This is a genomic window from Roseibium sp. ROS1, assembly GCF_054658215.1.
On record NZ_BAAGIG010000005.1, the window covers coordinates 162,824 to 188,044 of the forward strand.

General features: G+C 60.2%; 22 protein-coding genes. 11 read left to right on the top strand and 11 right to left on the bottom strand.

The features are described 5' to 3' along the window. Positions 1–53 precede the first annotated feature (53 nt). The 4 genes from ACYQ6M_RS26935 to ACYQ6M_RS26950 all read left to right on the top strand — a co-directional run bounded on the left by ACYQ6M_RS26935 (position 54) and on the right by ACYQ6M_RS26950 (position 5,318). Positions 54–1,325: an extracellular solute-binding protein gene (locus ACYQ6M_RS26935; RefSeq protein WP_077294300.1), complete on the top strand. Its 1,272-nt coding sequence runs from the start codon at positions 54–56 to the stop codon at positions 1,323–1,325. Between the two features lie 90 nt (positions 1,326–1,415). Then, positions 1,416–2,297, top strand: coding sequence for a carbohydrate ABC transporter permease (locus ACYQ6M_RS26940; RefSeq protein ID WP_460076972.1), 882 nt, complete (start codon positions 1,416–1,418; stop codon positions 2,295–2,297). Continuing rightward, the gene (locus ACYQ6M_RS26945; RefSeq protein WP_152512292.1) at positions 2,294–3,121 is read left to right on the top strand and encodes a carbohydrate ABC transporter permease; all 828 of its coding nucleotides are present in this window, start codon (positions 2,294–2,296) and stop codon (positions 3,119–3,121) included. The genes ACYQ6M_RS26940 and ACYQ6M_RS26945 overlap by 4 nt, the downstream gene beginning before the upstream one ends. A 202-nt stretch (positions 3,122–3,323) precedes the next feature. Beyond that, positions 3,324–5,318: an alkaline phosphatase D family protein gene (locus ACYQ6M_RS26950; RefSeq protein ID WP_460076667.1), complete on the top strand. Its 1,995-nt coding sequence runs from the start codon at positions 3,324–3,326 to the stop codon at positions 5,316–5,318. Positions 5,319–5,341: 23 nt separating this feature from the next. Here ACYQ6M_RS26950 and ACYQ6M_RS26955 read toward each other — a convergent pair whose 3' ends face one another. Together ACYQ6M_RS26955 and ACYQ6M_RS26960 are read right to left on the bottom strand one after the other, a co-directional pair. Then, on the bottom strand, positions 5,342–5,962 hold the full coding sequence (locus ACYQ6M_RS26955; protein ID WP_460076669.1) for a LysE family translocator: 621 nt from the start codon (positions 5,960–5,962) through the stop codon (positions 5,342–5,344). Between the two features lie 2 nt (positions 5,963–5,964). Beyond that, positions 5,965–6,918, bottom strand: a complete 954-nt coding sequence (locus ACYQ6M_RS26960; protein WP_460076671.1) for a DMT family transporter — start codon at positions 6,916–6,918, stop codon at positions 5,965–5,967. Between the two features lie 69 nt (positions 6,919–6,987). Here ACYQ6M_RS26960 and ACYQ6M_RS26965 point away from each other — a divergent pair, with 69 nt between their 5' ends. Next, complete coding sequence (locus tag ACYQ6M_RS26965; protein ID WP_460076673.1) at positions 6,988–7,881, top strand: LysR substrate-binding domain-containing protein; 894 nt, start codon at positions 6,988–6,990, stop codon at positions 7,879–7,881. A 54-nt stretch (positions 7,882–7,935) separates the two neighbouring features. Here the strand turns inward: ACYQ6M_RS26965 and fba are convergent, their stop codons facing one another. Genes fba through ACYQ6M_RS26990 form a run of 5 tightly spaced genes read right to left on the bottom strand, consistent with a single transcriptional unit; the run spans position 7,936 to position 12,008 of the window. After that, the gene (fba, locus tag ACYQ6M_RS26970; protein WP_460076675.1) at positions 7,936–8,973 is read right to left on the bottom strand and encodes a class II fructose-bisphosphate aldolase; all 1,038 of its coding nucleotides are present in this window, start codon (positions 8,971–8,973) and stop codon (positions 7,936–7,938) included. A gap of 10 nt (positions 8,974–8,983) precedes the next feature. Further along, positions 8,984–9,970 carry a class 1 fructose-bisphosphatase gene (locus ACYQ6M_RS26975; RefSeq protein ID WP_152507847.1) on the bottom strand — a complete coding sequence of 329 codons (987 nt, stop codon included), beginning with the start codon at positions 9,968–9,970 and terminating at the stop codon, positions 8,984–8,986. 32 nt (positions 9,971–10,002) lie between these two features. Then, the gene (gene derI, locus ACYQ6M_RS26980) at positions 10,003–10,458 is read right to left on the bottom strand and encodes a D-erythrulose-4-phosphate isomerase (protein WP_077294282.1); all 456 of its coding nucleotides are present in this window, start codon (positions 10,456–10,458) and stop codon (positions 10,003–10,005) included. A gap of 1 nt (position 10,459) precedes the next feature. After that, on the bottom strand, positions 10,460–11,239 hold the full coding sequence (locus ACYQ6M_RS26985; protein ID WP_460076678.1) for a triose-phosphate isomerase: 780 nt from the start codon (positions 11,237–11,239) through the stop codon (positions 10,460–10,462). 4 nt (positions 11,240–11,243) lie between these two features. Further along, positions 11,244–12,008 (bottom strand): DeoR/GlpR family DNA-binding transcription regulator, encoded by a 765-nt coding sequence (locus ACYQ6M_RS26990; protein WP_460076679.1) that lies wholly within the window; start codon positions 12,006–12,008, stop codon positions 11,244–11,246. 143 nt (positions 12,009–12,151) lie between these two features. On the opposite strand from ACYQ6M_RS26990, the gene tkt reads away from it, so the two are divergent. Then, positions 12,152–14,167, top strand: a complete 2,016-nt coding sequence (tkt, locus tag ACYQ6M_RS26995) for a transketolase (RefSeq protein WP_460076681.1) — start codon at positions 12,152–12,154, stop codon at positions 14,165–14,167. 26 nt (positions 14,168–14,193) lie between these two features. On the opposite strand, the gene ACYQ6M_RS27000 is transcribed toward tkt, so the two are convergent. The 4 genes from ACYQ6M_RS27000 to ACYQ6M_RS27015 all read right to left on the bottom strand — a co-directional run bounded on the left by ACYQ6M_RS27000 (position 14,194) and on the right by ACYQ6M_RS27015 (position 19,377). Continuing rightward, positions 14,194–15,129, bottom strand: coding sequence for a sugar-binding transcriptional regulator (locus ACYQ6M_RS27000; RefSeq protein WP_055661105.1), 936 nt, complete (start codon positions 15,127–15,129; stop codon positions 14,194–14,196). Between the two features lie 146 nt (positions 15,130–15,275). Next, positions 15,276–16,208, bottom strand: a complete 933-nt coding sequence (locus tag ACYQ6M_RS27005) for a TIM barrel protein (protein ID WP_460076683.1) — start codon at positions 16,206–16,208, stop codon at positions 15,276–15,278. A 45-nt stretch (positions 16,209–16,253) separates the two neighbouring features. After that, on the bottom strand, positions 16,254–17,771 hold the full coding sequence (locus tag ACYQ6M_RS27010; protein WP_460076685.1) for a glycerol-3-phosphate dehydrogenase: 1,518 nt from the start codon (positions 17,769–17,771) through the stop codon (positions 16,254–16,256). A gap of 1 nt (position 17,772) precedes the next feature. Continuing rightward, a complete protein-coding gene (locus tag ACYQ6M_RS27015; protein WP_460076974.1) occupies positions 17,773–19,377 on the bottom strand; it encodes an FGGY family carbohydrate kinase in 1,605 nt (534 codons plus the stop codon). Between the two features lie 540 nt (positions 19,378–19,917). Between ACYQ6M_RS27015 and ACYQ6M_RS27020 the strand changes: the two genes are divergently transcribed. From ACYQ6M_RS27020 to ACYQ6M_RS27040, 5 genes are all read left to right on the top strand, one after another. Continuing rightward, positions 19,918–20,592: a DUF2291 family protein gene (locus tag ACYQ6M_RS27020; RefSeq protein ID WP_296598009.1), complete on the top strand. Its 675-nt coding sequence runs from the start codon at positions 19,918–19,920 to the stop codon at positions 20,590–20,592. Next, positions 20,589–22,130 (top strand): sugar ABC transporter ATP-binding protein, encoded by a 1,542-nt coding sequence (locus tag ACYQ6M_RS27025; RefSeq protein ID WP_460076687.1) that lies wholly within the window; start codon positions 20,589–20,591, stop codon positions 22,128–22,130. Before ACYQ6M_RS27020 ends, ACYQ6M_RS27025 begins: the two co-directional genes overlap by 4 nt. Positions 22,131–22,143: 13 nt before the next feature. Then, positions 22,144–23,193 (top strand): ABC transporter permease, encoded by a 1,050-nt coding sequence (locus tag ACYQ6M_RS27030; protein WP_460076688.1) that lies wholly within the window; start codon positions 22,144–22,146, stop codon positions 23,191–23,193. Between the two features lie 98 nt (positions 23,194–23,291). After that, entirely contained in the window at positions 23,292–24,239 is a 948-nt protein-coding gene (locus ACYQ6M_RS27035; protein ID WP_460076690.1) for a substrate-binding domain-containing protein, read from the top strand. A gap of 100 nt (positions 24,240–24,339) precedes the next feature. After that, positions 24,340–25,197 carry a DeoR/GlpR family DNA-binding transcription regulator gene (locus ACYQ6M_RS27040; protein WP_460076692.1) on the top strand — a complete coding sequence of 286 codons (858 nt, stop codon included), beginning with the start codon at positions 24,340–24,342 and terminating at the stop codon, positions 25,195–25,197. Positions 25,198–25,221 lie beyond the last annotated feature (24 nt).

Sequence of the window (25,221 nt, forward strand, 5' to 3'; positions counted from 1 at the left end):
TTTGAACCGGCCTTGATGGGAAATGCCGGTTTTTCATACGGGAGGAAGAGTCGATGAAATACCTTAAGACACTTCTGGCAGCGGGGGCGATGAGCCTTGCCAGCCTGCCGGCATTTGCCCAGCAGGACATCACCTGGTGGGACTTTCTGAGCGGTGGGGACGGCGTTCGCATGAAAGCGTTGATCGCACGCTTCAACGAAGAGCATCCGGACATCAAGATCAACGGAACCACTCTGGAATGGGGCGTGCCCTTCTACACCAAGGTGCGCACTTCCGTTGCCGTTGGCCAGGGCCCGGACGTGATGACCTATCACCTGTCGCGCATGCCGCTCGGGCTTGAGGAAAATGTGCTGGACGTGATCAGTGATGACGATCTTGCCGCCGCCGGTCTCAGCAAGGATGACTTTTTCCCGGCAGCCATTGCCGCCGCGAGCGATGCGGACGGCAAGCTCCACGCAGTGCCGTTCGATATCCACGCCATCGTGCTCTACGTAAACAAGACCTATTTCGAAGGATCCCGCTTCCTCGATGACCAGGGCAATCTGACCGGCATTGAAAGCCTCGCCGATTTCGAGGAAGCGCTTGCGCTTGCCAAGGAAAACGGCTCCGAAGCGCCCGTCTCCTACGCAACGGGTGACGATGGCGGCACCTACCGGGTCTTCTTCACCCTCCTCAAGCAGCAAGGCGGCGAGCTGATCACCGATGGCGAGGTTCTGGCAGGCGACAATCTGGACAAGGCCGCCAATGCCATCGAGATCATGACCAACTGGCACAAGCAGGGCTGGCAGCCGGAGCAGGCCGAATACGAAGCCTCCGTTGCGTTGTTCACGTCCGGCAAGGCCGCTTTTCACATGAACGGCGTTTGGGAAGTGCCGACCATGGTCGACATGGCGGAAAAGGGAACGCTCGGGTTCGACTGGGGTGCGGTACAAATTCCGACGCTGCTTGGAACCACGGCCACCTGGGCGGATTCCCACGCCTTCGCCATTCCTCAGGGAACGGAAATGAGTCCGGAAAAACGCGCGGCGGTGATGACCGCAATCGGCTGGATGGAGAAGAACTCGATCTCCTGGGCCGGGGCAGGACATATTCCAGCCTACAAGCCTGTCGCGACCAGCGATGAATTCGGGGAAATGGAACCGAACGCCACCTATTCGTCACTCGCCGAAACCGCGGCCTACGACCCAAGGTCGCCGATCGCAGGGGTGGCCTCGCCTGTCTATGATGCAGCCATCAACATCATCTCGCCCGCCATGCATGGCTATCTGGAGCCTGCACAGGCAGCACAGCAGATGAAAGACGAGCTTCAGTCGAAGCTTCAATAGACGAAGGCTTTGCCCGGGACGCCTGCCGCACGCACACCATATGCGGCAGGCGTCTCCTGCGGCGAGAAAAGGACGATTACTCAAGTGGCCATGATTACCAACCGGCGCAGGGAAGTGGCGGTCGCCATGACGCTCATCGCGCCCTTTGTCCTGACCTTCGTGCTGGTCTTTCTCTATCCGACGATCCGGATGATCGAGCTGAGCTTCACCAACGCGCCCCTGATCGGTCCGGGGGAATGGGTCGGCCTTGCCAATTTCAAACGGCTGCTTACCGACAACCTCTTCTATACATCTCTGAAGAACAACGGTTATTTCGTTCTCCTGACCGTCGTTCCAACGACCGCACTGGCCCTTGCCATTGCAATGATGATCACGCGCATCAAGGGTCCGCTTCAGGCGTTGATCCTCGCGCTTTTCTTTCTTCCCTACATTCTGCCCGTGTCGGTGGTGACGCAAATCTGGGCCTGGATGCTGGACTTCCAGTTTGGCGTGCTGCAGCCGGTGTTCGCGTTCTTTACCGGCAAACCGGTGCCGGTCTTCAAGAACCCCTATTGGGTCATGCCGACAGTCGCCACGGTGACCATCTGGTGGACCAACGGTTTCAACGTGCTTCTGTTCATCGCGGGCCTTCGAAACATCTCCAGCGATTATTATGAAGCAGCGGCTCTGGACGGGGCAACACGCTGGCAACTGTTCACCAAGGTCACCTGGCCCCTGCTCTGGCCGGTAACCGCTCTTGTCCTGACCCTTCAGCTGATCCTGCAGCTCAAGATTTTCGACCAGATCTACCTGTTGTCGTCCGGTGGGCCGTTCAATTCGTCCTACGTTCTGCTTCTGATGGTCTACCGGGAAGCCTTCCAGTTGAACCACGGCGGCTATGCCTCTGCCATCGCCCTTGTTCTGTTTGTGCTGATCGTGGTCGTGTCGGTGCTGCAGTTTCAGTTGCTGCGCGCGGGAGGGAACAAGCAATGAAGACCCGCAAACTGGAAAACTGGGTTCTGGGCATCGGCAGCCTCTTGGCGGCGGCCATCTGGATCTTCCCACTCTACTGGGCGTTCATTACCTCGATCCGCACCGAGGAAAGGGTCGTCAGCGAAGGTGCAGGTGTCATTCCCGACGAGTTCAACCTGGCCTCCTATATCGACGTTCTGTTCGATACCAAGCTGCTCAACTGGTACTGGAACTCCATCGGCACATCCGTGATCATCACGCTGGTTGTCATTGTCTCCGGAATGATGTGCGCCTATGCCATCTCCCAGATGCGCTTTCCCGGCCGGAGGCTGCTTTACGGCGTGGTGCTCGCCAGTTTCATGGTGCCCTCGCAGGCGCTTGTGGTGACGCAGTTCATCCTGATGAACGACATGGGCCTGATAAACACCTGGGCCGGCATCATCCTGCCGCAGCTCATCGTTCCGGTGGTGATCATCGTCTACAAGCAGTTCTTTGACGCCGTGCCGAAGGAAATGCGCGAGGCCGTCGTCCTGGATGGCGGCGGTGACTATACGCTGCTGTTCAGGATCTACCTGCCGCTCAACTGGGGCATCACGACCGCTCTGGCAATCATCACCTTCATCATGGCGTGGAACCAGTTTCTCTGGCCCTTCCTCGTCATCACAACGGAGAACCAGATGACGATCCCGGTCGGGATCACCCAGGTGAACGATGCCTTTGGCGTCTATTACGCCCGTCTGATGTCCGTCGCGCTTCTGGGTGCCATGCCCGTCGCCGTTGCCTATCTGATCTTCCAGAAGAAGGTGACGGAAGCCGTCATGATCTCCTCGGGCGTGAAAGGCTGAAGCCTGCCCTTTCGAGAGCATTTCCTCTTCCGGTTTTCTGTAACTCCTCAGCCCCGCGAACAATGTCGCGGGGCAATCGGTCTTCTGCTGGCACTTGGATGCAGGCGCCGCAGTTCATATGTCTACGTCAACAAGATCAGCATGACGAAGACAGTTGAGCACTCACACCGTGTGTGTTTGGCAGACGGATGAGGAGTTCAGAATGACAGTTGGAGCCGGTCTCCCGATAGTCCTGGCGGGACCGATCCTGCGCCATATAACGGCGAACAACGTTAGCGTCTGGCTCGCCACATCCCGACATTGCGATGTTCGATTTGAGTTTTTCCCCGAAGCACAGCCGGACCTCAACCAGACCTATGAAACCGGCGATCAGGACTGGCAGGTTCTGAAGGCGGGAGAGAGCCTCTATTATCATCTCGTCGATATCGAACTGGGCACTTCGCTCCCCATCGATGTCCTGATTTCCTATCGCCTGAGCGTCAAGCCGACTGGTGAAGCAGGGACAGCTTGGCAGGATCACACGGTGTGGGCGCCCGATCTCTGCTATCCGGGACGTGACTTGCCCTGTTTCAAGGTGCCGGACCGTATCACCTCCCTGTTTCACGGGTCCTGCCGCAAGCCGCATGCGCAAACCCCTGATGGCCTTGCCGGAGCCGACGTGGTCCTGAGGCAGGCCCTTGGCCCTGAGGGCGAAACGACAGCCGGCAGTCCCGCCTTGCCATCGCTGCTCGTGATGAGCGGTGACCAGGTTTATGCCGACGACGTTGCGGGACCGATGCTCCAGGCGATCAGCCTGCTTGTCGAAAAACTGGGCCTGCCGGACGAACCGCTGGATGGCGTTGAGCCTGGCCTGCCGGCGTCGGGCAACGAACTGCGGAATGTCGGTAATCTGCTCTATCACCGCGATACGCTTTTGCCCCGGGTCTACAAGAACAAAACCGTGTTCGACGTCCTGTTCGGTGGCACTCAAAAACCGGTTTTCACAACCCAGCACGCCCGCAACCACCTCGTCACACTTGGCGAAATGCTGGCCATGTATCTGCTGGTCTGGTCGCCGGCGTCCTGGCAAGGCATGCCGGAGCTGAAAGCGCCGGAAGGCCTGGAGGCCAAGGACGCGGAGATGTACGCCGAAGAGACGGTAACGCTAAAGGATTTCCGGGCTGATCTGCCTGCCTGCAGACGGGTCATGGCGCATCTTCCGACGGCGATGATTTTTGATGATCACGACATCACCGACGACTGGAACCTGTCGCTTGCGTGGGAGCAGGCCGCTTACAGCCATCCCTTGTCGCGCCGGGTTATCGGCAATGCCTTGGTCGCCTATGCTCTTAACCAGGCCTGGGGAAACCGGGCACGCACCATCGGTCCGGACATTCTTCCGCCCGTGCAAGCCGCGCTTGCCGATCCCGGTTCCGACGCGCATGAGACCGCGATCACCACGCTGCTTGAATACGAGGAGTGGGACTATCAGTGGCAGACGTCCCCGCCGTTGATCGTTCTGGACACGCGCACGCGGCGCTGGCGGTCAGAACGCAACGCGCATAATCCCTCTGGTCTTCTGGACTGGGAAGCAGCCACCGACCTTCAGACCCACCTGAAAGGCAAGGACGCCGTTCTGCTTGTGTCCGCTGCCCCGATCTTCGGCGTCAAGCTGATCGAAACGGTGCAGAAGATGTTCACGCTGGCCGGCAAGCCGCTGACTGTCGACGCGGAATACTGGATGGCGCATTCGGGAACCGCCAGTGCGATCCTGAATGTGTTCGGTCACCGCGGCACCCCCCAGCACTTTGTCATCCTCTCCGGCGATGTGCACTACTCGTTCGTCTATGACGTTGAACTGCGCCAGACCGCACCGAGCCTGTCCGGCGCCACCGACAACGGTTCGAAGATCTGGCAGATCTGCAGCAGCGGGATAAAGAACAAATGGCCGGACAAGCTGATCAAGATTCTGGATCGCGGCAACCGATGGGCTTTTTCACCCCGTTCGCCGCTGAACTGGTTCACCAAGCGCCGTGGTATGCGTGTCATCCCGCGCAAGCCCGTCGGAACGCCACATGGCCGCCGGATCCTGAACGCGTCGGGGATCGGCCTTGTGCAGCTGGACGAGACGGGCGCGCCCGTCGACATTCACCAGGTTCTGCCGGACGGTTCGCTGGTGTCGTTTGAACGCCGTGAAGCCGAAGCCCGGGACGACTGACCGTTCCGGCGGACGGTTCTGCTTCAGCGCGTTACCGCCATCAAGGCGCTTCCACCGATCATGAACCCGCCCCCGGCATAGCCCATGCGGCGCCGGGCGAGGCGTGTCTGAAAAAGTTTGCGCGCACGCGCGGCGATCAACGCATAGCCCGCCAGAAGCACCATGACGACAATGCTTGAGGTCAGTGTCAGCACAACGAGTTGAACCGTCATGTCCGCGGCCGGGTCGATGAACTGGGCGAGGAAGGCCATGTAAAAGACGATCGCCTTGGGGTTGAAGATAGCCGTCAGGGTACCTGCCCAGAAACTGCCCCACGCAGACACTGTGCGTACGCCCGGTTCAAGGGAAACGCTGTCGCGACGTGCCTCCCTGATCTGGCTGTAACCCAGCCAGGCGAGATAGACGACGCCTGTCCATTTCACGATCTGGAACAGCACCGTGGACGCGGCCAGAATAGCGCCGACACCTGCGAAGGAAAGGCCTGTCAGAACGATACTTCCGACAACGTCGCCGAGAATGCACATCACTGCAGCGGTTTTGCCGCGCATCAAGGTTTGCCCGACAACCAGCATGACACTTGGTCCCGGAATGATGGTCAGAACGACACAAGCGAGAGTGTAGGCAAGCCAGGTTTCCAGAGACACGTTCAACTCTCCCTTGGGGTCAGGCAGCGGCGGGTTGCGGCAAGAGGCAGTGAGGCGAGGAGCGCGGCACATCCGATGAGGAGTATGCCGGCCAGATCTGCCCTGTCTGGCATATCCGCGAAGAAGACGACACCCCAAACCACCGCGAAAACGAGATAACCATTGTCGAAAAGCCCGATCAGAGGTGCCGGTGCCAACTGATAGGCAAATGCCACGGCCACCGTGATGAGGGCAAGCAGCAGACCCAGCAGGATCAGAAGTCCCCACGCAGCAGTTGAAAGAGCTGGCCAGGCGCTCAGCAGGAACCCTGCCCCGGCAGGGACGGAAAAGAGATGAAGCCCCAGCACGTAGGCACCGCCCGCCAAGGCTAGCACCAGGTTCAGGTTGAACGCCATTGCCAGCGGAGCCTCCTTCCGGCACCTGGCCGACGTGACGACCGCCGCTAGCGCATAAAAGAAGCCTGCCAGGAAGGGCAAGACCACTGCCGGAGACATGTCATCAATTCCCGGCCGCAGGAGCATGACAACACCCGCCATCCCGAGAACAATTGCAACCGTGCCTTTTGCACCGACGGGCCTTCCCTGAAAGACAGATGTCAGAATGGCCATCCACAGGGGCGCGGTGTAATAGCAGGCTGCCGCAAGTGACAGCGGCATCAGCGGCAATGCGGCGTAGTAACAGCCCCACATCAGTGCAAGGCATACGCTGCGCGTCCAGACCCAGACGTTTGCCGCAAGAAGGGGCTGCGATGGGCGCCCTGTGTACGCGAATGCCAGCCCAAGCAGAATGGCTGCGACGAATGAGCGGACCAGAAGCAACTGCCCAAGCGCGATACTGCCGCTGTTCAGTTTGACCAAGGCGTCGGACAAGGACAGCAACAGCACTGCTCCGGTAATCGAAATGATCCCGGCAAGGAGCGATCCAGCTTGTTGTTTCGGCAGAAATAAAGATATCATTTCAGCATGGAAGCATGTCCACTATCTTTGGAAAAATGAGAAATTTCGAGAAATACATGATTGAAACGCATGCATAAGGATGACCTCTCACTGGCCCGCCTGAAACCGTTCGAGGCTGCTGCCCGATATGAAAGTTTCACACGCGCGGCCGATGAACTCGGCCTGACCCAGACGGCCATCAGCCGGCAAATTGGTCAGCTTGAAGAGGAACTGGGTGTCCGCCTGTTCGAGCGGCGCAACCGCGCGGTGTTCCTGACCGAGGAAGGAAAACGCTTGGGCCAGGTTGTCGGTGAAGCACTCAGGGCAATCCGCACGGAAGTTGCCGCCATCCGCGGGACAGGCGATCCAGATACCATCGTCCTGCGATGCCAGCTATGCGAAGCTTTCTACTGGCTGATGCCGCGTCTCTCGGGTTTCCACGCGGCACATCCTGAAATCCAGCTTCAACTGGTCAGCGCATTGGAACCCCTGACGGAGGCGCGCGAACCATTTGACGTCGCCCTTCAGACCACCGGGCGGGCGGCCGGAGCCGCTCGGTTGGTGTTCACGGCATCCGACGAGATCTTCCCGGTCTGCGCTCCGGCGCTCTTGAAGGACGTGTCGTTGCCGCTGACACCGCAAGAGGTCTCCACCTTGCCGCTCCTGTCGCACCGGGTGGTGCCACAGGACTGGTTTGACTGGCCGGACTGGTTCGAAGCTGTCGGCGTTTCGCGACCCGCCCACAAGAAGGTCATCTATTTCGACAGCTACCCGCTTGTCCTTCAGGCCGCCGTTGCCGGTCAGGGCGTTGCCCTCGGCTGGAAGCGCACGGTGGACGGCCTTATCGACGAAGGCAAGTTGCGCTCCATCTGTGATGTTGCCCTGAGGAGACCAAGCGAAATCTCGGTTTACCGAGGCACCAAACAGTCGCGGCACAGTGCCGTCGACCAGTTGATCGCCTGGCTCCGCTTAGAGCTGGCGTAACTCGGCGATACCCTGCGGGAACCCGAGTTTATCCAGGTCAAGAACGCATCCTGGTCAGTTATAGCTCTGCGCCATCGCTTCCAGCGGCAGCGGGCGAATGCGGCTGGCGTGGCCGGCTGTTCCGAAAGCCTCGAAACGGTCGCGGCACACTTGCGCCATCAACTCCATGGCCGGCTTAAGGTATTTGCGTGGATCGAATTCGGACGGATCGTTCGTCAGGGCCTTGCGTACGGCTGCCGTCATTGCCATGCGGTTGTCGGTGTCGATGTTCACCTTGCGCACACCGCTCTTGATGCCGCGCTGGATTTCCTCGACCGGAACGCCCCAGGTCGGGCGAATATCGCCACCGTAGGAATTGATGATTTCCTGGAGATCTTCCGGCACCGAAGACGATCCGTGCATGACGAGGTGCGTGTTCGGCAGACGGGCGTGAATGGCCTCGATCACATTCATTGCCAGAACGCTGCCGTCCGGCTTGCGCGTGAACTTGTAGGCGCCGTGGCTGGTGCCCATGGCAACGGCAAGCGCATCGACGCCCGTGTCGGCAACGAAGCGTTCAGCTTCTGCCGGGTCGGTCAGCAGCTGGTCTTCGCTCAGCTTTTCGGTTGCGCCATGCCCGTCTTCCTGATCGCCCATGCCGGTTTCGAGTGACCCGAGCACGCCAAGTTCGCCTTCCACCGACACGCCGGCCGCATGAGCCATGTCCACGACCTGCCGGGTGATGCCCGCGTTATAGGCGTAGTTGGCAGGCGTCTTGCCATCCGCTTCCAGCGACCCGTCCATCATCACGGAGGTGAAGCCATGCTGGATAGCCGTCACGCAGGTTGCCAGGTTGTTGCCGTGGTCCAGATGCATGCAAACGGGAATATCGGGACAGGTTTCGGCGAAACCATCAATCAGGCGGGCCAGCACCCTGTCGCCGGCGTAGGCCCGTGCGCCCCTGCTTGCCTGCAGGATGACCGGCGCATCGCAATCGGCCGCGGCGCGCATGACAGCCATGCCCTGTTCCATGTTGGAAATGTTGAACGCAGGCACAGCGTAGCCGTTGTCAGCTGCGTGATCCAGCAGCTGACGCAAAGTGATGCGGGCCATCAAAAGCTCCTTAGGTGTTGTCCGTGCAATAGGTAATGAACATGTCGACGTTTTCGGGTGACCCGAAAATCAACGGAATGTTCTGGTGCAGGCTCTCGGGCATCAGGTCGAGGATAGGCGTTTGCCCGTCCGTCGCCTTGCCGCCGCCCTGCTCGATCAGAAACGCGATCGGCACCGCTTCATAGACCAGACGCAAGCGCCCGTTCTCATAGCCGGGCCGCCGGTCGCCGGGGTAAAAGAACAAACCGCCCTGAAGCAGGATCCGGTGAAACTCGCCAACCGCCGAGGCAAGCCAGCGCATGTTGTAGTTTTCGCCAAGACGCCCCTCCTTGCCTTTCAGAACGTCATCTGAAAAGCGCCGGACCGCATCCGGCCAATGACGGGCATTGGAGGCGTTGAAGGCAAGTGTTCTTGATTTAGCGGGCACCTGATGGTTCTCCCGCAACATGCGGAACACGCCCGCAGCGCGGTCGAAGACAGCAAGGTGAAGGCCGTTGCCCAGGCTGAACCCCAGGTCTGTGGAATGGCCAAACGAAACATATCCCGCCGCAATGACGGATCTGCCCGTGCACAGAAAACCCTGGTCCGATGCCGGCAGGATCGAGAACAGGGTCCCGAGCGGAGCGCCTGTTCCAATACTGCCGGACCCGTCGATGGGGTCGATGGCAACGTCGAGCGTGCCTTCCGGGTTGAGAAGAATGATCTCTTCGGCTTCTTCCGAAAGCAGCTGGCGGACACCTGCTGCCCGCAGCACCTCGACCATGTGAAGATGGGCACCGACATCGAGTGCCTTCTGCTTGTCGCCACTTTCATTGGTGCCGACGACTTCGCCGGGGTCCCCCGGCAACCGGCCCGCGGCAAGCCTGTCTGCCAGGACGCCGGTCGCATCCGCAATGGCCTGAAGAACGGCGGCGGTATCGCTCGCCCCATGCTGTCTTGCCAGATACGCCTGCAGCGTTTCGGCATTCACGTCCGTATCGTTCGGAAGTCTCAGCATGGTCTCATCATTCCTCAGGTCAGCAATTTCGATCAGACCGCATGATACTTCGAATCGACGGCATTGATCGCGTCAACATTGCTAGCAGAACGGCCGTTGACGTCGAATGTTTCCTTCAGAAAGGCGTCGGCGATGGATTTGGCGAGTTCGGGGCCAACCACACGCGCGCCCATGGTGATGATCTGGGCATTGTTGGAAAGGGCTGCCCGCTCGGCGGAATAGGTGTCGTGGGTCAGTGCGGCGCGAATGCCCGGCACCTTGTTGGCGGCAATGCACACTCCGATACCGGTTCCGCACACCAGGATCGCCCGGTCGTAGGCACCGGAGATCACCTGGCTGGCAACACGCTCGGACAGATTGGCATAAAACGCATCCGGCCCTTCGGGCGTTCTGGAGATCTCCTCGACCTCGAAACGATCCTTCAGGTAGTCCGCCAGCAGTTTCGCAAGGCCCTCGCCTGCACTGTCGCCCGCAATTGCAAGTTTCATGTCAAACCTCTCCGAGTTTCGACGAGCACCTGGCGAGAATGTCGAGGTAACCCTCGACTTCCCAGGCTGATCGTCCGATGAACAGCCCGTCCACATGAGGACAGGAAATGAGCTCTTCGCAGTTTCCGGGATTGACCGACCCGCCATAGAGGCAGGGGATACGCCGGTTGAGAACGTCCTCGGCAACGGCAATAATCTCCGCCTGGCGGGCGTCGGCATAGTCCGACGTTGCCGGCACACCATTGACGCCGATTGCCCAGACCGGTTCATAGGCAAGCAGGATCTCGGCCTGTTTCTGCCCATTGGACAGATTGCCAAGAGCCGCGCGAACCTGCGCCTCAAGCACCGCCTGTGCCTGTCCGGCCTCTTTTTCCGCCAGCGTTTCACCGATGCAGATCAACGGAACGAGCCCGTGACGCACGGCCGCTTCGGTCTTCAGGCCGACGGTCTCATCGGTTTCACCGAAAAAACTGCGCCGTTCGGAATGCCCAAGTTCGACAATGTCGAGACCGCAATCGGTCAGCATGAGCGGCGAGACTTCTCCCGTCCACGCCCCTGCATCTTCCCAGTGCATGTTCTGCGCGCCGACCTTCACCGATGTGCCTGCGAGCATCGCCTTCACTTCGCGCACCGCGGTGAAGGGAGGGATGACAAACCGCTGGATCCGGGGATCACGATCCGCGTCGGACGTGACAAGCCCGTCCGCAAACCGTCTGGCATCTGCCAGCAGCTTGTTCATTTTCCAGCTCGTACCGACCCATTTTCCGGTGAGGGCAGCCATTCGCTCAGTCCTTTGCGATCATCAGCTTGAGCCCCGCAGCCTCGATTTCCTTCGCCGCATCTCCGGCCGGCTGGTCATCCGTGATGATCCAGTCGAACCGATCCAGATCGGCAAGGGTATGAAGTGCGGTGCGTCCGAAACGCGTGTGATTGACGAGCAGGCAGCGCCGAGACGCAGCACCCATCATCTTTTGCTTGGAACGAACGACGTTGTCGTCCATGTGAAAGGCCTTTAGGTCCGCTACGGCCGGGGTCGACACGAAAGCGATATCCGCGCGCAACTGCGACAGCGCCGCTTCGGTAACGACGCCGAAAAAGCCGTTGAACTTGGCCGAATAGACGCCGCCGAGGCCCAAAAGGGTGATGCCGGGCTCATCCCGCAAACCATCGAGAATGGCGGCGTTGTTGGTGATGACCGTCAGCGGCCGCTTTTCCGGCAGCATTGAGCCGAGCACTGCGGCCATCGAACCGTCGTTGATAATCACGGTCATGCCGGGTTCGATCAGCTCCAGAGCAGCACGGGCCATCCGCTCCTTCGCGGCCGCGTCCTGGCGGGCCCGGATGCGGAAGTCGCTTTCGAACTGCGTTCCTGAATCCGCAGTGGCACCGCCGCGCACCTTTCGCAGCACGCCGGCCTGTTCGAGCTCGTCCAGATCCCGGTGAATTGTCATTTTCGAGACGGCAAATCGCTCCGCAAGGTCGTCGAGATCGACTTCCCTGTGTTCCACGAGCAGATCCATGATCGCCTGTCTTCGTTCTTCGCGTTTCACGCAAATCCTCCTCGTCCGGCGTTCACCGGATGCTTGATATCTAACATCACAAAATCACAAAATCAAAGTTATTTTGTGATTTTGTGATTTATTTTTGTGACATCCTCCGCTACGCCTATGCCGTAAGCGCAGAGGAGGACCTCATGACTACAGACACATTTCTATCGTCGAAAGCAGCCCTGGACCCGGAAAATTTCAAACTCGCCAACTGTATTCGGGCGTTGTCCATAGATGCCGTCGAGGCAGCCGCTTCCGGACATCCGGGCGCGCCCATGGGTCTCGCGGATGCAGCGACCGTGCTGTTCCGCAAACACCTGAAGTTTGACGCGAAAACACCGGACTGGCCGGACAGGGACCGTTTTGTGCTGTCAAACGGTCATGCCTCCATGCTCCTCTACAGCCTGCTGCACCTGTGCGGCTATGAAGACATGACGATCGAGGAGATTCGAAATTTCCGGCAGTGGGGCTCGATAACCGCAGGTCATCCCGAGCATGGTCACGCCAAAGGCGTCGAAACCACCACCGGCCCTCTTGGCCAGGGGATTGCGACCGCCGTCGGCATGGCCTTGGCCGAACGGCGTCTTGCAGATGAGTTCGGTGATGATCTCGTAAATCACAATACTTATGTGATCGTCGGTGACGGCTGCCTTCAGGAAGGCATTGGTCAGGAAGCGATCAGCCTTGCCGGTCATCTGGGCCTTGGCAAACTGATCGTACTCTACGACGACAATTCCATCACCATTGACGGCCCAACCAGCGTTTCCTTTTCCGAGGATGTTCCGGCCCGCTTCGCTGCCTGTGGCTGGCATGTGCAAACGTGCGACGGACATGACGGTTCTGCAGTCGACGCCGCACTGACCGCAGCCAAGGCAGCCACCGACAAACCCTCGATGATCGCCCTGAAAACGGTGATCGGCTTTGGCTCCCCCAACAAGGCAGGCACCGCCGGCGTACATGGCGCGGCGCTTGGCAAGGACGAAGCGGACGCGACCAAGAAGGCTCTCGGATGGACGGCCCCTGCTTTCACCATTCCGGATGAACTCGCTGAAAGCTGGAAGAAGATCGGGACACGTGGCCAGGACAGCCGAAAGGCCTGGGAAGGCCGGCTGGCAGCTGCGCCTGAAGACAAGCGCCGCGAATTCGAAAGACGCGTGAGCGGCACGTTGCCGGCAGGCTATGAGGCAGCAGTCTCCAGTGCGCGCGACAGCCTCTTTTCAGAGCCCAGGTCCGCTGCCACCCGCAAGGCAAGCCAGATGGCCCTGGAAGCCCTTGCCCCGGCCTTGCCGGAAATGATCGGGGGATCAGCCGATCTGACCGGATCGAACCTGACCCGTGTTCCTGCCGTCAACAGCCAGTTTTCGCGCGAAGCGTCCGGCCGTTATATCGGTTACGGAGTTCGTGAATTTGCCATGGCGGCAGCCATGAACGGCCTCGCGCTGCATGGCGGCTTTCTGCCCTACGGCGGCACTTTCCTTGTCTTTTCCGACTATGCAAGGAACGCCATTCGCCTCTCGGCCCTGATGGGGTTGCGCTCCATCTATGTCATGACACATGATTCCATCGGTCTTGGCGAAGACGGCCCAACCCATCAGCCGGTCGAACATCTCCTCTCGCTGAGGGCAATCCCCAACCTGACGGTGTTCCGACCGGCAGACACGGTTGAAACGCTGGAAGCCTGGGACTGTGCCATTCGCTCCATGAATGCACCGAGCCTTCTGGCCCTTTCCCGTCAGGCTGTCCCGCAACTGCGCCTGGAGCGGACAGAGGAAAACCTGACGGCACGCGGTGCCTATGTCATCCGCCAGTTCGGAGAGGGCCGCGACATCACGCTGATCGCGACCGGAACCGAAGTTGCACTGGCGGTCGAGGCAGCGGAAGGCCTGGCAGCCGATGGACTGGCCGTTGCGGTCGTATCGATGCCGTCGTGGGAACTGTTCGACGCCCAGCCGGACGCCTACCGCGCCGACGTTCTCGGCACCGCCCCGCGTATTGCCATCGAGGCCGCGGGAAAACTTGGCTGGGCCCGTTATGTCGGCAGTGAAGACAATGTCATCGGCCTGAGTGGTTTCGGAGCTTCTGCGCCGGCCGAACGCCTCTACGAGGAATTCGGCATCACGAAAGAAGGGATTGCCCGCATGGCGAAGTCTCTGGTCGGCTGATCAAGCCGTCTGCGCATCCTGACCGGTCACGCTCCGGTCAGGGCATGCGCGGTGGTCTCGTCGGTGATGAGGCCACGCAGGCGTCCGCTGCGCAAGATAGCGCGAATGGCCTCGATCTTTTCAGGGCCACCTGCAATCGCGATGATCTGACTGTCGGCCCGTTCATCCAGCGTGGCCGCAAGCGTGCGGGCGGTCAGGGTCGTTTCCAGTGTCCGTCCACTGGCATCGAAGAAATGGCCGAGCATTTCGCCGACACCGCCACCGGCCTTGATTTCCTGGATTTCACTGAGTTCGATCATGCCGGACGAGACCAGCTGCGCCTGTGGCTCGACGGTGCCAATCCCGACGAGCTTGATATCGGCTGCGTTCGCCATGTCGAACACGTCCTGAACCCCGCGCTGCGCGAGCAGCACCTCCCGGTCTTCCGACGAATTGGCAAAGAAGGGCACCGGCATGACAAAGGCGCTCGCCGCCGTCTTTTCGGCAAGGCGATGCATGACGTCATATGGATTGGCGGAAAAGTTGCGGGTCAATCCGCCTAGCAGGGAAACGAACTGGACACCGCCTGCATCCATGCGGCTCATCAGACGAACAGCGTTGGAAAGCGTCCTGCCATGGCCAAGGCCAATGACTTTGTGCTCCTTGCGCTCGATTTCCCGGCGGATGAAATCCGCACCGGCCTGGCCCAGAGCCCGCAGCGGCATGCCGGGCTCGCCCAGATCCGGTGCGACGTCACAGAATTCGAGGCCAAAACGGTCGCAGAGGCTGTCCTCCAACTCGACGCATTCGATGATCGCACCATCAATGGAGACCTTCACCACCCCTTCGGCAGCCGCCTTTGCGATCAGCCGGTGCGCCTTGACCGAGGCAACCCCGAGCCGCTTTGCCACGGCCGCCTGTGTCAGTCCACCGGCGTAATGCAGCCAGGCAGCCCGCGTCGCGAGCGATTCCTCCGGGTCGATATCCCTCACCTTGCGTACCTTCCCAATAATTCGCAATGCCGCTTGCCGCCGCCAACCGAACCGCGACGGTCACCTGATTTCAATAGCTTAGATATCGGGGCCTTGCTACCGCAAGCCCGTTGGCAAATAGCCGAAGACGCGATCAGCTAGATGTTGAGATCCTGCTGGCCCGTATCGATATGAGGTGCCCAGAAGGCAACACTCTCGGCGATCTGCGGAATGACCTGCCGGTCATTTGGCTCGCGCTCCTTGAAGCTGAGTTCCAGGCAGATCTCATTGTCCTCGGCGCCGCCTTTCGCCAAAGCTTCCAGGAGCGGTCCGGGATGGATCTGGCCGCGGGCGTTGAATTCCGCCGTAAAGGGCCGATGGCCGCTCTTGTCCAGAAGGCTCTGCTTGATGTGAATGATCGGCGACACCCGGGGAACGGCTTCGGCCCAGGCAAAGGGGTTGAAATCGTCCGGATTTGAGCTGGTCACGTCACCGTGGTCGATATCGGCCATCATCCACATCGGAATGGCCATCGGCGTGGCCGAAATTCGCTCCTGAAGGGCAAGGCAGGTCGCTATGGTCTCACCGAATTCCCGGCCAATGCTCATCGGCTCCCAGAAAACATATTCCAGACCCGCCCCCTTCGCGTGTTCGGCAACCTCCGCCCAGCAATCCATGGCGATCCTGATCAGGTCGTCCCGCCGGACCGGATCGTCGTAATCCTTGTAGGTGAAAATCGCGAACTGGGTGCCGACGGAAACGCCTCCGAGATCGCCGATGATGTCGGCGAAGGTCTTGAACCAGTCCACATAATAACGCCGCACATCGGCATCTGGATGACCGAAATGATTGAGACGGCCGTAGGGGCCCGTCATACCGCTGGTCACCCGCACACCTGTCCTGGCAAGTGACGCCGACATTTCGCGCGTCAACCGCCGGATAAGGGGCGCCGGCCAGCTGGGGTTGATGAACTCGTGCGTCAACTGCAGGTCGCGGATCTTCAGGTCGCGTGCAACCGTCTCGATCAGATCCGCGGGATCCGCGTAGCGATTGACCAGCGGGTTTGTGTTGAGCGAAAGCGTCAGGGGCATGAAGTGTCCAGTCGTCGGGGAAATGGCAGGCGTCCGAGCCGGATATCAGGCGGCGCGTGCGGCGTATTCGGCGTTGAACCAGCTCGAGAAGGCCGCTTTTTCATCCGCGCTCAGGTGCAAGCCGTGTTTGGTCCGCCGGGTCAGGATGTCATCGGCGGTCTGCGCCCATTCCTCGTTGACGAGATGGCGCACCTCGGCCTCATAGAGTTGCGCGCCGAAGTGTCTGCCAAGCCCGTCCAGTGCGGTGGCCGAGCCGACTATCCGGCTGGTTCTTGCCCCGTAGCAGCGCCCGTAGTGTTTCAAAAGGGCGCGCGGCATCCACGGATAGGCCTCCCGCATCGTTTCCGAAAAGCTTTCGAAATCCGCATTCGGAATTTCGCCGCCAGGCAACGTGGCGGTTTCCGTCCAGTCGCCGCCCATCTGCGGGAAGATCCGGTCAAGCTTGTGCATCGCGCGCTCTGCAAGCTCGCGGAAGGTCGTGATCTTGCCGCCGAAGACATTCAGAAGCGGGACATTTTCCGTCATGTCGAGATCGAACACATAGTCGCGCGTTACGGCGGACGGATTGCCCTTGCCGTCGTCGAACAATGGACGCACACCTGAGAAGGAGGTCAGGACATCCGACCGGCGCAGCTTTGCCTTGAAGTACCTGTTCACGGCCTTGATCAGATATTCGATCTCGAATTCCTCGGCCTGCACGTCCTCGGCCCGGCCTTCATATGCGATATCCGTGGTCCCGATCAGAGCCTTGTCGCCCTCATAGGGGTTGATGAAGATCACCCGTTTGTCGTCGTTCTGGACCAGATAGGCCTGTTGCCCCTGCCAGAACTTCGGCACAACGATATGGCTTCCCTTGACCAGCCGCACGTTCCGGCTGGAATTCGATCCGGCTACGTTCAAGATGACATCGGATACCCAGGGACCTGCCGCGTTGACGATGCATCTGGCCCGAACTGTTGACGTTTCGCCGGTTTCGCTGTTGCGCAATGTTGCCAGCCAGACGCCGTTGTCGCGGCGTGCGCTGGCAACAGCCGTACGCGTGAGAACCCGAGCCCCTTTCTCGAAGGCATCCAATGCGTTGATGACAACAAGGCGGGCATCGTCGACCCAGCAGTCGGAATATTCGAAACCGCGCTTGTAACTGTCGAGGATCGGCGCGCCTTCCGGATCCCTGAGCAGATCGAGCGTCCGGGTGCCCGGCAGCTTCTTGCGGCCTCCCAGGTGATCGTAGAGAAACAAGCCGAGACGCACGAGCCAGGCCGGGCGGTCCGCCGGGCTGTGTGGCAGCACGAAGCGCATGGGCCAGATGATATGGCTGGCGGAATTCATGAGCACTTCCCGCTCTATCAGAGCTTCGCGCACCAGCCGGAATTCATAATATTCCAGATACCGCAGACCACCGTGAACCAGTTTGCCCGACCGGGATGACGTTCCTTGCGCAAGGTCGTCCTTTTCGCAGAGCCAGACGGACAGTCCCCGGCCGGCAGCGTCGCGCGCAATGCCGGCGCCATTGATGCCGCCACCAATCACCAAAAGATCGATCGTCTGCGTTTCGCTCGTCATTTCATGCTCCTGTGGTGACACTGCTGGCAGGTTCCGTCTCGTCGCGGCTTTCGGTGCGCAGTTTCGCAAGCAGGTCCCATGTGCGTGCAAGATCCCTGCGAAGACCTGCAAAGACCGGGAAAATAGTCTCGTAGGACCGGACCAGGCCGGGATCGGGTGCTTCCGCCTGTCCAAGCAAGGGCGTGACCCACTCGCTGATGCAGCTGCGCATGTCCGGATAAACCCCGGTGGCAACCGCCGCGATCATTGCGGCACCCGCCGCTCCGGCCTCGTCCCGCGTCGAGACGCGAACCGGTGCGTTCACCGCAGCTGCCAGTATCTGACGTAGTGCCGGGGAGCGTGCCGCGCCTCCGGTCAACCGAAGTTCGGAAGGAAGTGCGCCCATTGCGGCGTAGCAATCACGGGCGGCCATACCGAGACCTTCCGCCACCGCACGCACCAGATCCGCGTAGCCATTTGCGGCGGAAAGCCCAGTAAATCCGGCGCGGGCGTTGGCATTGACGAAGGGGCCACGTTCGCCAGCTTCAGAGATGTAGGGGTGATAGAGGATGGCGCCCGGCTTGCCGGCGGCAAGCCAGCCCTCGATGTGGGACACCAGATCGTGGTGAGAGACATCCTGTCCCATGCCGCGCATCACGTCCGCGGCAATGTTGAGAACCCAGTCGAGATTGAGCGTGGCCGCCATGTTGGTCTGCACCTGGGTGACGATGCCCGGCACCGGCAACGCAATCACATAACCTGTGCCTTCAGCATTGAGGTGCACTTCTTCGGCTGGCTTGGCATGCATGTGCACACCGGTGGAGCCAATCGTCGAACAGGCGGCATCCGCTTCGCCCGTGTAGACACCGGCGCCAAGTGCCGTCATCACCATGTCGACGTAGCCGAGCGAAACCGGTGTCCCTGCCCGAAGGCCTGTCGCCTGCGCGGCCGCATCGCTCAAGCCGTGGGTCGTTTCCGTTCCCTCGACGATCTCCGGCAGCAGATGCCGCCGGTGCCTGAGGCCGAGTGCTTCGATAGCCACATCATTATATTGCCGGGTCCGGAAGTTGCCGAAGGTGAAACTAGCCTCGGACGGGTCCGTTGCCCGGACACCCGTGAGGTTCAGGTAGAGCCAGTCCTTGCAATGAAGCGCGACTTCCGCGCGGTCCAGGCTTGCCGGGTCAAACCGGTCCATGTGCGCAAGCTGGGCGCCTTGCTGACAGGTATTCAACCCTGTTCCCGTTGCCTCGAACCGGGCCCGGTTCAGCGCATTTCCTTCCAGCCGGCTGACAGTAGGTGCGGCACGGGCATCAAGCCAAAGCCAGGCATCACCGACCGGAACATTGTCCCGCCCCACCAGCCAGGTTCCGTCTCCCTGCGCGGTCACGCCGATCGCGACAGTGCGCCCGCTCAGGCCATCGACCAGATTACCAAGCTGTTTCAGGGCTGTGACACAGTCCTGCCAGGTTCGGCTCATGCACTGGGTCGCGGCACCTCCCGCGCCGGTGTCATAGGCATTCGTGACCGAAGCCACCGCAATCTGGGTGCCTGAAAGGTCGAACGCCACCGCTTTCACCACGGACGTGCCGGAGTCGATTCCGATAAGAATGTCGCCCTTATGCATGATGGCGTCCACCGCCCAAGCCATGCTCAAGAGCCGCTATTTCGGCTTGCATTTCATTCCTCCCAGAAAGCTTCAACTGACCGGACTCTCGCAGATCCCGACTGTTTGCACAGCCCTGCATGCGCCGTTCGGGACGAAGCTTCTGCAGTCTATATATAACACTATTATCTCATATGCATGTATTTTTTTACTGACAAAGTAATTTATTTCATCTAGGATGATTGTCATTGGGAGGCAAGCAGTAGGCATTTCTCCCAGTGCGAGGGCGGGAGCAACGTTCGCAGGAACGGGACCCTCAAACGAAAAAGCCGCGCAAGCGCGGACTGGGAGGAGAACAATGGTTTTCACGTTAGAAATGGCGGCCACCCGGAAGCGCATCGCGGACCAATGCCGCACGCAGCACCGGGCATTTGCGCATTCAGTTGCGCATAGCCGCTAAGGACGTGCTGAACGGGCGCGGTTAACGGGCGTCCGACACATCCAGCTCCTGACACGAGAAGAACATGCCGGCCGCAAGCCTTGTCGCGGCCGAACAAGAATCGCATGCCGGAGGAAGATATGGCCAAGGTCGAAACAGCAGTCGGCGGCTCATCATTCGTGAAGCCCAGCTATGGAAAGTGGATCGCGGTCGCGATCGCCGCTGTAGTGGCCGGCGCCATAGTCCTGGACACCAAGGTCGTGCGTGTCGGCTCCGAGAGCGACATTCGGCAACAGGCTTTTTCACCTGACGTCTACGGCGTGGACACTTTTCCGCGTATTCGCGACTTCGTTGCGCAGAAGGCCGTCGAAGCTAGCGAGATTGGCGCCCTGGCGCTTTCCGACAAAGCAAAGCTGGCCGAAACCTACGGCACGGCTTCGTCTACCGGCTCGATCATTCCGGTGAAGTTCGAAGGTGTCGTCGGCGAAGGAAAGTCGGGACTTTACAACGTCACGATTGACGGTGTGCCATCGGAAATCCGGGTTCGCGTCCAGACGGGTCCTGCCATCAACGGCACGGATCTTCGCGATGTCCCGGGGGATATCGCCTTCGGCGATTTCAAGAACCAGATCGAGTATCAGAACGCCGCTTCCGCCATCAACCGGGCAATGAAGCAGGTGGTGCTTGAAGGCCTCGACACGAGCGCCCTCACCGGCAAGACCATTCAGGTCACCGGCGCGTTCCGCCTGATCAATCCCAAGAACTGGCTGGTAACACCGACGGAGGTCACCGTTCGATGAACGCGATCCATCCCGTTGCCGCAGTTGAAGACGAAGTCGTGCTCGCCGCGCGTAATGTCGCCAAGTCCTACGGTGCGATCCAGGCTCTGAAGGGTGTCAACTTCGACATTCATCGTGGCCAGGTCACCACCCTTTTCGGTGAAAACGGCGCCGGCAAGTCGACCTTGATGCGCATCCTGTCCGGCATCACGACGCCGACGACGGGTGAAATCATCCTGGATGGCGCACCGATCACCTTTGCCTCGGCTACCGAAGCCCGGGACAGAGGCATCTCCATCATCCACCAGGAGCTGAGCCTGGCGCCGAACCTTTCCGTGCGGGACAACATCTTCATGGGCCGTGAAATTCGCGGACCGATGGGGGTCGACTTCGCGGAGGAAGAACGCCAGACGCGAGCGCTGATGGTGGAGCTGGAAGAGGATATCGACCCGCTGACACCGGTTGAGGATCTGCGCCTCGGCCAGCAGCAAATCGTCGAAATTGCCCGTGCGCTTTCATATGACAGCCGCATCCTGATCATGGACGAGCCAACCTCTGCCCTGTCCGCCTCGGAAGTGGAAGTGCTGTTCAAGGTCATTCGCGACCTGACGAGCCGCGGCGTTTCCATCGTCTATATTTCCCATCACCTGGAAGAAGCGCTCCAGATCACCGATCACGCGGTTGTTCTGCGGGACGGCGTGATGACCGCCTATGCACCACGCAGCGACATCGACCTGGAATGGATCGTCCGCAACATGGTGGGCGAGAACTATGATCTCGGCTCACCACCGACCGGTTACGAATTTGGCGAAACCGCCCTTTCCATTCGCAATCTGACCGTCGCCGACCCGTCAGGCGCGGATTACAACGTGGTCGACGACCTGTCGCTTGACGTGAAAGCCGGCGAGATCGTCTGCATCTACGGATTGATGGGCGCCGGACGCACCGAACTTCTGGAAACCGTGGCCGGGCGGTTGAGGCAGGAGACGGGAGACATCCTCCTGAACGGCGGCAATGTCTCGCCCCTCTCGATCGGCCAGAGAATTGCCAACGGTCTCGCGCTTGTTCCCGAGGATCGGCAGAAGGACGGCCTCGTCCAGACAATGACGGTTGGCCAGAACCTGTCGCTTGCCTCCATCATGGATTTCACGCGCGGCATCTTCACGTCCAGAAAGCTGGAATCCGATCTCATCGAAACCAGCATCCGCAAGGTCACCGTCAAGACCTCCGGACCGGACGCGGCGATTGGCTCGCTGTCTGGCGGCAACCAGCAGAAGGTCGTGATCGGCAAGATCCTGGCCACCGAGCCGAAGGTGATCATGCTCGACGAGCCAAGCCGCGGCATCGATATCGGCGCCAAGGCGGAAGTGTTCCGGCTCCTGGCCGAACGTGCCCGCGAAGGTCTGGCCGTCATCTACTCGACCTCGGAAGTCGGCGAATGCCTGTCCATCGCCCACCGCATCATCGTCATGCACCGGGGCCGGATCTCGGCGGAATTCGATTCAACCATCAGCAAGGAAAAGATCATGGCCGCCTCCGGCGAAGCCGTGGTCGCCTGACGGAGATCAGATCATGAGCGTTACGAGCGCCAACACGCAACCGGTCGCCAAGAACCGCCAGTCCCGCGAGCACAATATAGGACGGCTCCTTCTCGAAGGCCGCGCTTTCTTCGCCCTTATCGCGATCATTGCCGTTTTCTCGTTCCTGTCGCCGCATTATTTCACGGTCGGGAACTTCCTGATCATGTCCTCGCATGTGGCGATCTACGGCATTCTGGCCATCGGCATGCTGCTGGTGATCCTGAACGGCGGCATCGACCTTTCGGTCGGCTCCATTCTGGCCCTGTCCGGTGTCATTGCCGGCTTCCAGATGCAGGGCATCGTTCTGAATGCCTTCGGCGTCATCGTCTATCCGCCGGTCTGGGCGGTGGTCGTCATTACTTGTGTCGTCGGGGCGCTGGTTGGCGCGGTCAACGGGATCCTGATCGCCTGGTTCCGCGTTCCGGCTTTCGTGGCAACGCTCGGCGTCATGTATGTCGCCCGCGGCATCGCCCTGTTGATGACCAACGGCCTCACCTACAACAACCTGTCCGGCGATCCTTCGCTTGGAAACACCGGTTTCGACTGGCTTGGTTTCAACCGTCTGTTCGGCGTACCGATCAGTGTTCTGGTGCTGGCGGCACTTGCGATCGTTGCCGGCCTGATGCTCAGCCGTTCTGCCTTCGGTCGCTGGCTCTACGCTTCCGGCGGCAATGCCCACGCGGCCGATCTTTCCGGCGTTCCCGTCAAGAAGGTGCAGGTGTCGGTCTATACGCTCTCCGGCATTCTTGCCGCCATCGCAGGTCTAGTTCTCTCGTCCCAGCTGACATCCGCTGGCCCGACCGCGGGAACGACCTACGAGCTGACCGCAATTGCTGCTGTGGTGATCGGCGGAGCAGCCCTGACCGGTGGCCGAGGCACCGTCCGAGGCACCATGCTGGGTGCCTTCGTCATCGGCTTCCTGTCCGACGGCCTCGTGATCATCGGCGTCTCGTCCTACTGGCAGACCGTCTTCACCGGTGCCGTGATCGTGCTCGCCGTCCTTATGAACTCCATCCAATACGGCAGCGCGCGGAAGAAATAGCCACTGCCTCGAACAGATTTCGCCGCTCCCGGAGGACTTAGGGAGCGGGAATACCCGCCAATTGGCGACCCCCATTCACGCTAAGGGAGGAATACTCGATGTTGAAATTTACCAGACGGACCCTGCTTGCTGCTGCCGCCGTCCTGCCGATGATTGCAAGCCCGGCTCTTGCCGACGGCCTGATCTCGATCATCGTCAACGACCCGGCCAACCCCTACTGGTACACCGAAGGCCATGTGGCAAAGGCGACTGCGGAAGAGCTCGGTTACGAGGCACAGGTCAGCGCCCATAAGGGTGACACCAACACCGAAAGCACCCTGATCGACACCGCGATCACCAACCAGTCCAAGGCAATCATTCTCGACCCGGCCAATGCAGACGGTTCTGTCGGCGCGGTGAAGAAGGCCGTGGCCGCCGGCATTCCGGTGCTCCTCATCAACGCTGAAATCAACCAGGAAGGCCTTGCCCAGGCACAGCTCGTTTCCAACAACGCCCAGGGCGCTGCAATCGGTGCGCAGCAGTGGGTGGAAGCCGTTGGTGAAGAGGGCAAATACGTCGAGCTTTTCGGTGCGCCGTCCGACAACAACGCAGCAACCCGTTCCAACGGTTTCGAAACCGTGCTGACCCAGTACCCGGATCTGGAAAAGGCAGCACAGGAAGTCGCCAACTGGGACCGTACCCAGGGCTATCAGAAGATGCAGTCCATGCTTCAGGCCAATCCGGACATCATCGGCGTCATTTCCGGCAACGATGAAATGGCTCTCGGTGCAATCGCCGCCTTGAAGGAAGCCGGCAAGCTTGACCAGGTGAAGGTCGGCGGCTTTGACGGTTCGCCGGACGCTGTTGCTGCCATCCGTGCTGGCGAACTTCAGTACACCGTGCTGCAGCCGGTTGCAGTCTTCTCCGCTGAAGCAATCCGCCAGGCCGACAAGTACATCAAGACCGGCTCCACCGGCGCGGAAAGCGAAAAGCAGCTCTTCGATTGCGTGCTGATCACGGCCGACAACGTCGACAAGGTCACGGCAGCCTTCACCCTGACCCAATAATACCTCCCCACCTGACGGAGGCATCGCAAGGTGCCTCCGCTTTTTCCGGGCAACCGGACCGCAACGCTGCCACTTTGCCAAACTCGGACTTTGACGTTAAGTGAAGCTGATCGAGCAGCAGCAGAAGCGACACAGCGTGGCATCGGACAACACCAGTTCCCCCGGAAACCGGCCCCACCTTCCCACCGACAGCCGACAGGCGCGCCAGATCGCGCGCAGGCGTTTGATCGCCGACTACGTCAACAGCCGCCAGAGTGCGCGCATCGACGAGATTTCGAAACGCTTCGGCATCAGCCTGATGACGGTCCATCGCGATATCGACACGCTGGTCGAGGACGGGCTTGTCTCGAAGTCCCGCGGTGTGATCACCTCCAGAACCAGTGCTGCTGGTTTACCTGAACCGGCTGATACCGCGGCAACTGACGCCGGCGACTATCAGGCGATCGCAGCGGCCGCTGCGGATCTGATCCAGCCCGGTCAGACCGTTTTTCTCGCAGGTTCCCCGATTCTCAGGCACGCAGCCAGGCATCTCGCCAGCAAGGTGCCGCTCACCATCGTGACCAACTCCCTCGATCTGATGAACGATTTCCGCGAGCTTCCCGATATTTCTCTCATCGGGCTCGGTGGGACGTTCAAATCCTGGTCGGGCTGTTTCCACGGTCCGCAAACGATACGGGAAATCAACGACATCGATGCGGATGCGGCGATTGTCTCTGCGGATGCGATCTTCGAGGAAAAGACCTTCTACGAGACAGAAGAAGACCTGGCCGTTCGGAATGCGATGCAGGAAAAGGCCAAGCGGATCATCCTGGTTGCCAGCCATGGGATGTTCGACAAGAAAGCCTTTTACGGTGGCAACGATCTTCGTGACTACGACGCGGTTGTCGTGAATTCCGCCGTTCCCCCGCTGCTTGTCGACCGAATGCTGTCCAGAAAAATCGACGTCCGGCTTGCCTGAGATCCTCTCGACAATTCTTGTCTC

Bases quoted from the DNA above. Each gene is read 5' to 3' on its own strand.
- ACYQ6M_RS26935 (WP_077294300.1), top strand. From the start codon at position 54: ATGAAATACCTTAAGACACTTCTGGCAGCGGGGGCGATGAGCCTTGCC.
- ACYQ6M_RS26940 (WP_460076972.1), top strand. From the start codon at position 1,416: ATGATTACCAACCGGCGCAGGGAAGTGGCGGTCGCCATGACGCTCATC.
- ACYQ6M_RS26945 (WP_152512292.1), top strand. From the start codon at position 2,294: ATGAAGACCCGCAAACTGGAAAACTGGGTTCTGGGCATCGGCAGCCTC.
- ACYQ6M_RS26950 (WP_460076667.1), top strand. From the start codon at position 3,324: ATGACAGTTGGAGCCGGTCTCCCGATAGTCCTGGCGGGACCGATCCTG.
- ACYQ6M_RS26960 (WP_460076671.1), bottom strand. From the start codon at position 6,918: ATGATATCTTTATTTCTGCCGAAACAACAAGCTGGATCGCTCCTTGCC.
- ACYQ6M_RS26965 (WP_460076673.1), top strand. From the start codon at position 6,988: ATGCATAAGGATGACCTCTCACTGGCCCGCCTGAAACCGTTCGAGGCT.
- fba (WP_460076675.1), bottom strand. From the start codon at position 8,973: ATGGCCCGCATCACTTTGCGTCAGCTGCTGGATCACGCAGCTGACAAC.
- ACYQ6M_RS26975 (WP_152507847.1), bottom strand. From the start codon at position 9,970: ATGCTGAGACTTCCGAACGATACGGACGTGAATGCCGAAACGCTGCAG.
- derI (WP_077294282.1), bottom strand. From the start codon at position 10,458: ATGAAACTTGCAATTGCGGGCGACAGTGCAGGCGAGGGCCTTGCGAAA.
- ACYQ6M_RS26985 (WP_460076678.1), bottom strand. From the start codon at position 11,239: ATGGCTGCCCTCACCGGAAAATGGGTCGGTACGAGCTGGAAAATGAAC.
- tkt (WP_460076681.1), top strand. From the start codon at position 12,152: ATGACTACAGACACATTTCTATCGTCGAAAGCAGCCCTGGACCCGGAA.
- ACYQ6M_RS27005 (WP_460076683.1), bottom strand. From the start codon at position 16,208: ATGCCCCTGACGCTTTCGCTCAACACAAACCCGCTGGTCAATCGCTAC.
- ACYQ6M_RS27010 (WP_460076685.1), bottom strand. From the start codon at position 17,771: ATGACGAGCGAAACGCAGACGATCGATCTTTTGGTGATTGGTGGCGGC.
- ACYQ6M_RS27020 (WP_296598009.1), top strand. From the start codon at position 19,918: ATGCCGGAGGAAGATATGGCCAAGGTCGAAACAGCAGTCGGCGGCTCA.
- ACYQ6M_RS27025 (WP_460076687.1), top strand. From the start codon at position 20,589: ATGAACGCGATCCATCCCGTTGCCGCAGTTGAAGACGAAGTCGTGCTC.
- ACYQ6M_RS27030 (WP_460076688.1), top strand. From the start codon at position 22,144: ATGAGCGTTACGAGCGCCAACACGCAACCGGTCGCCAAGAACCGCCAG.
- ACYQ6M_RS27035 (WP_460076690.1), top strand. From the start codon at position 23,292: ATGTTGAAATTTACCAGACGGACCCTGCTTGCTGCTGCCGCCGTCCTG.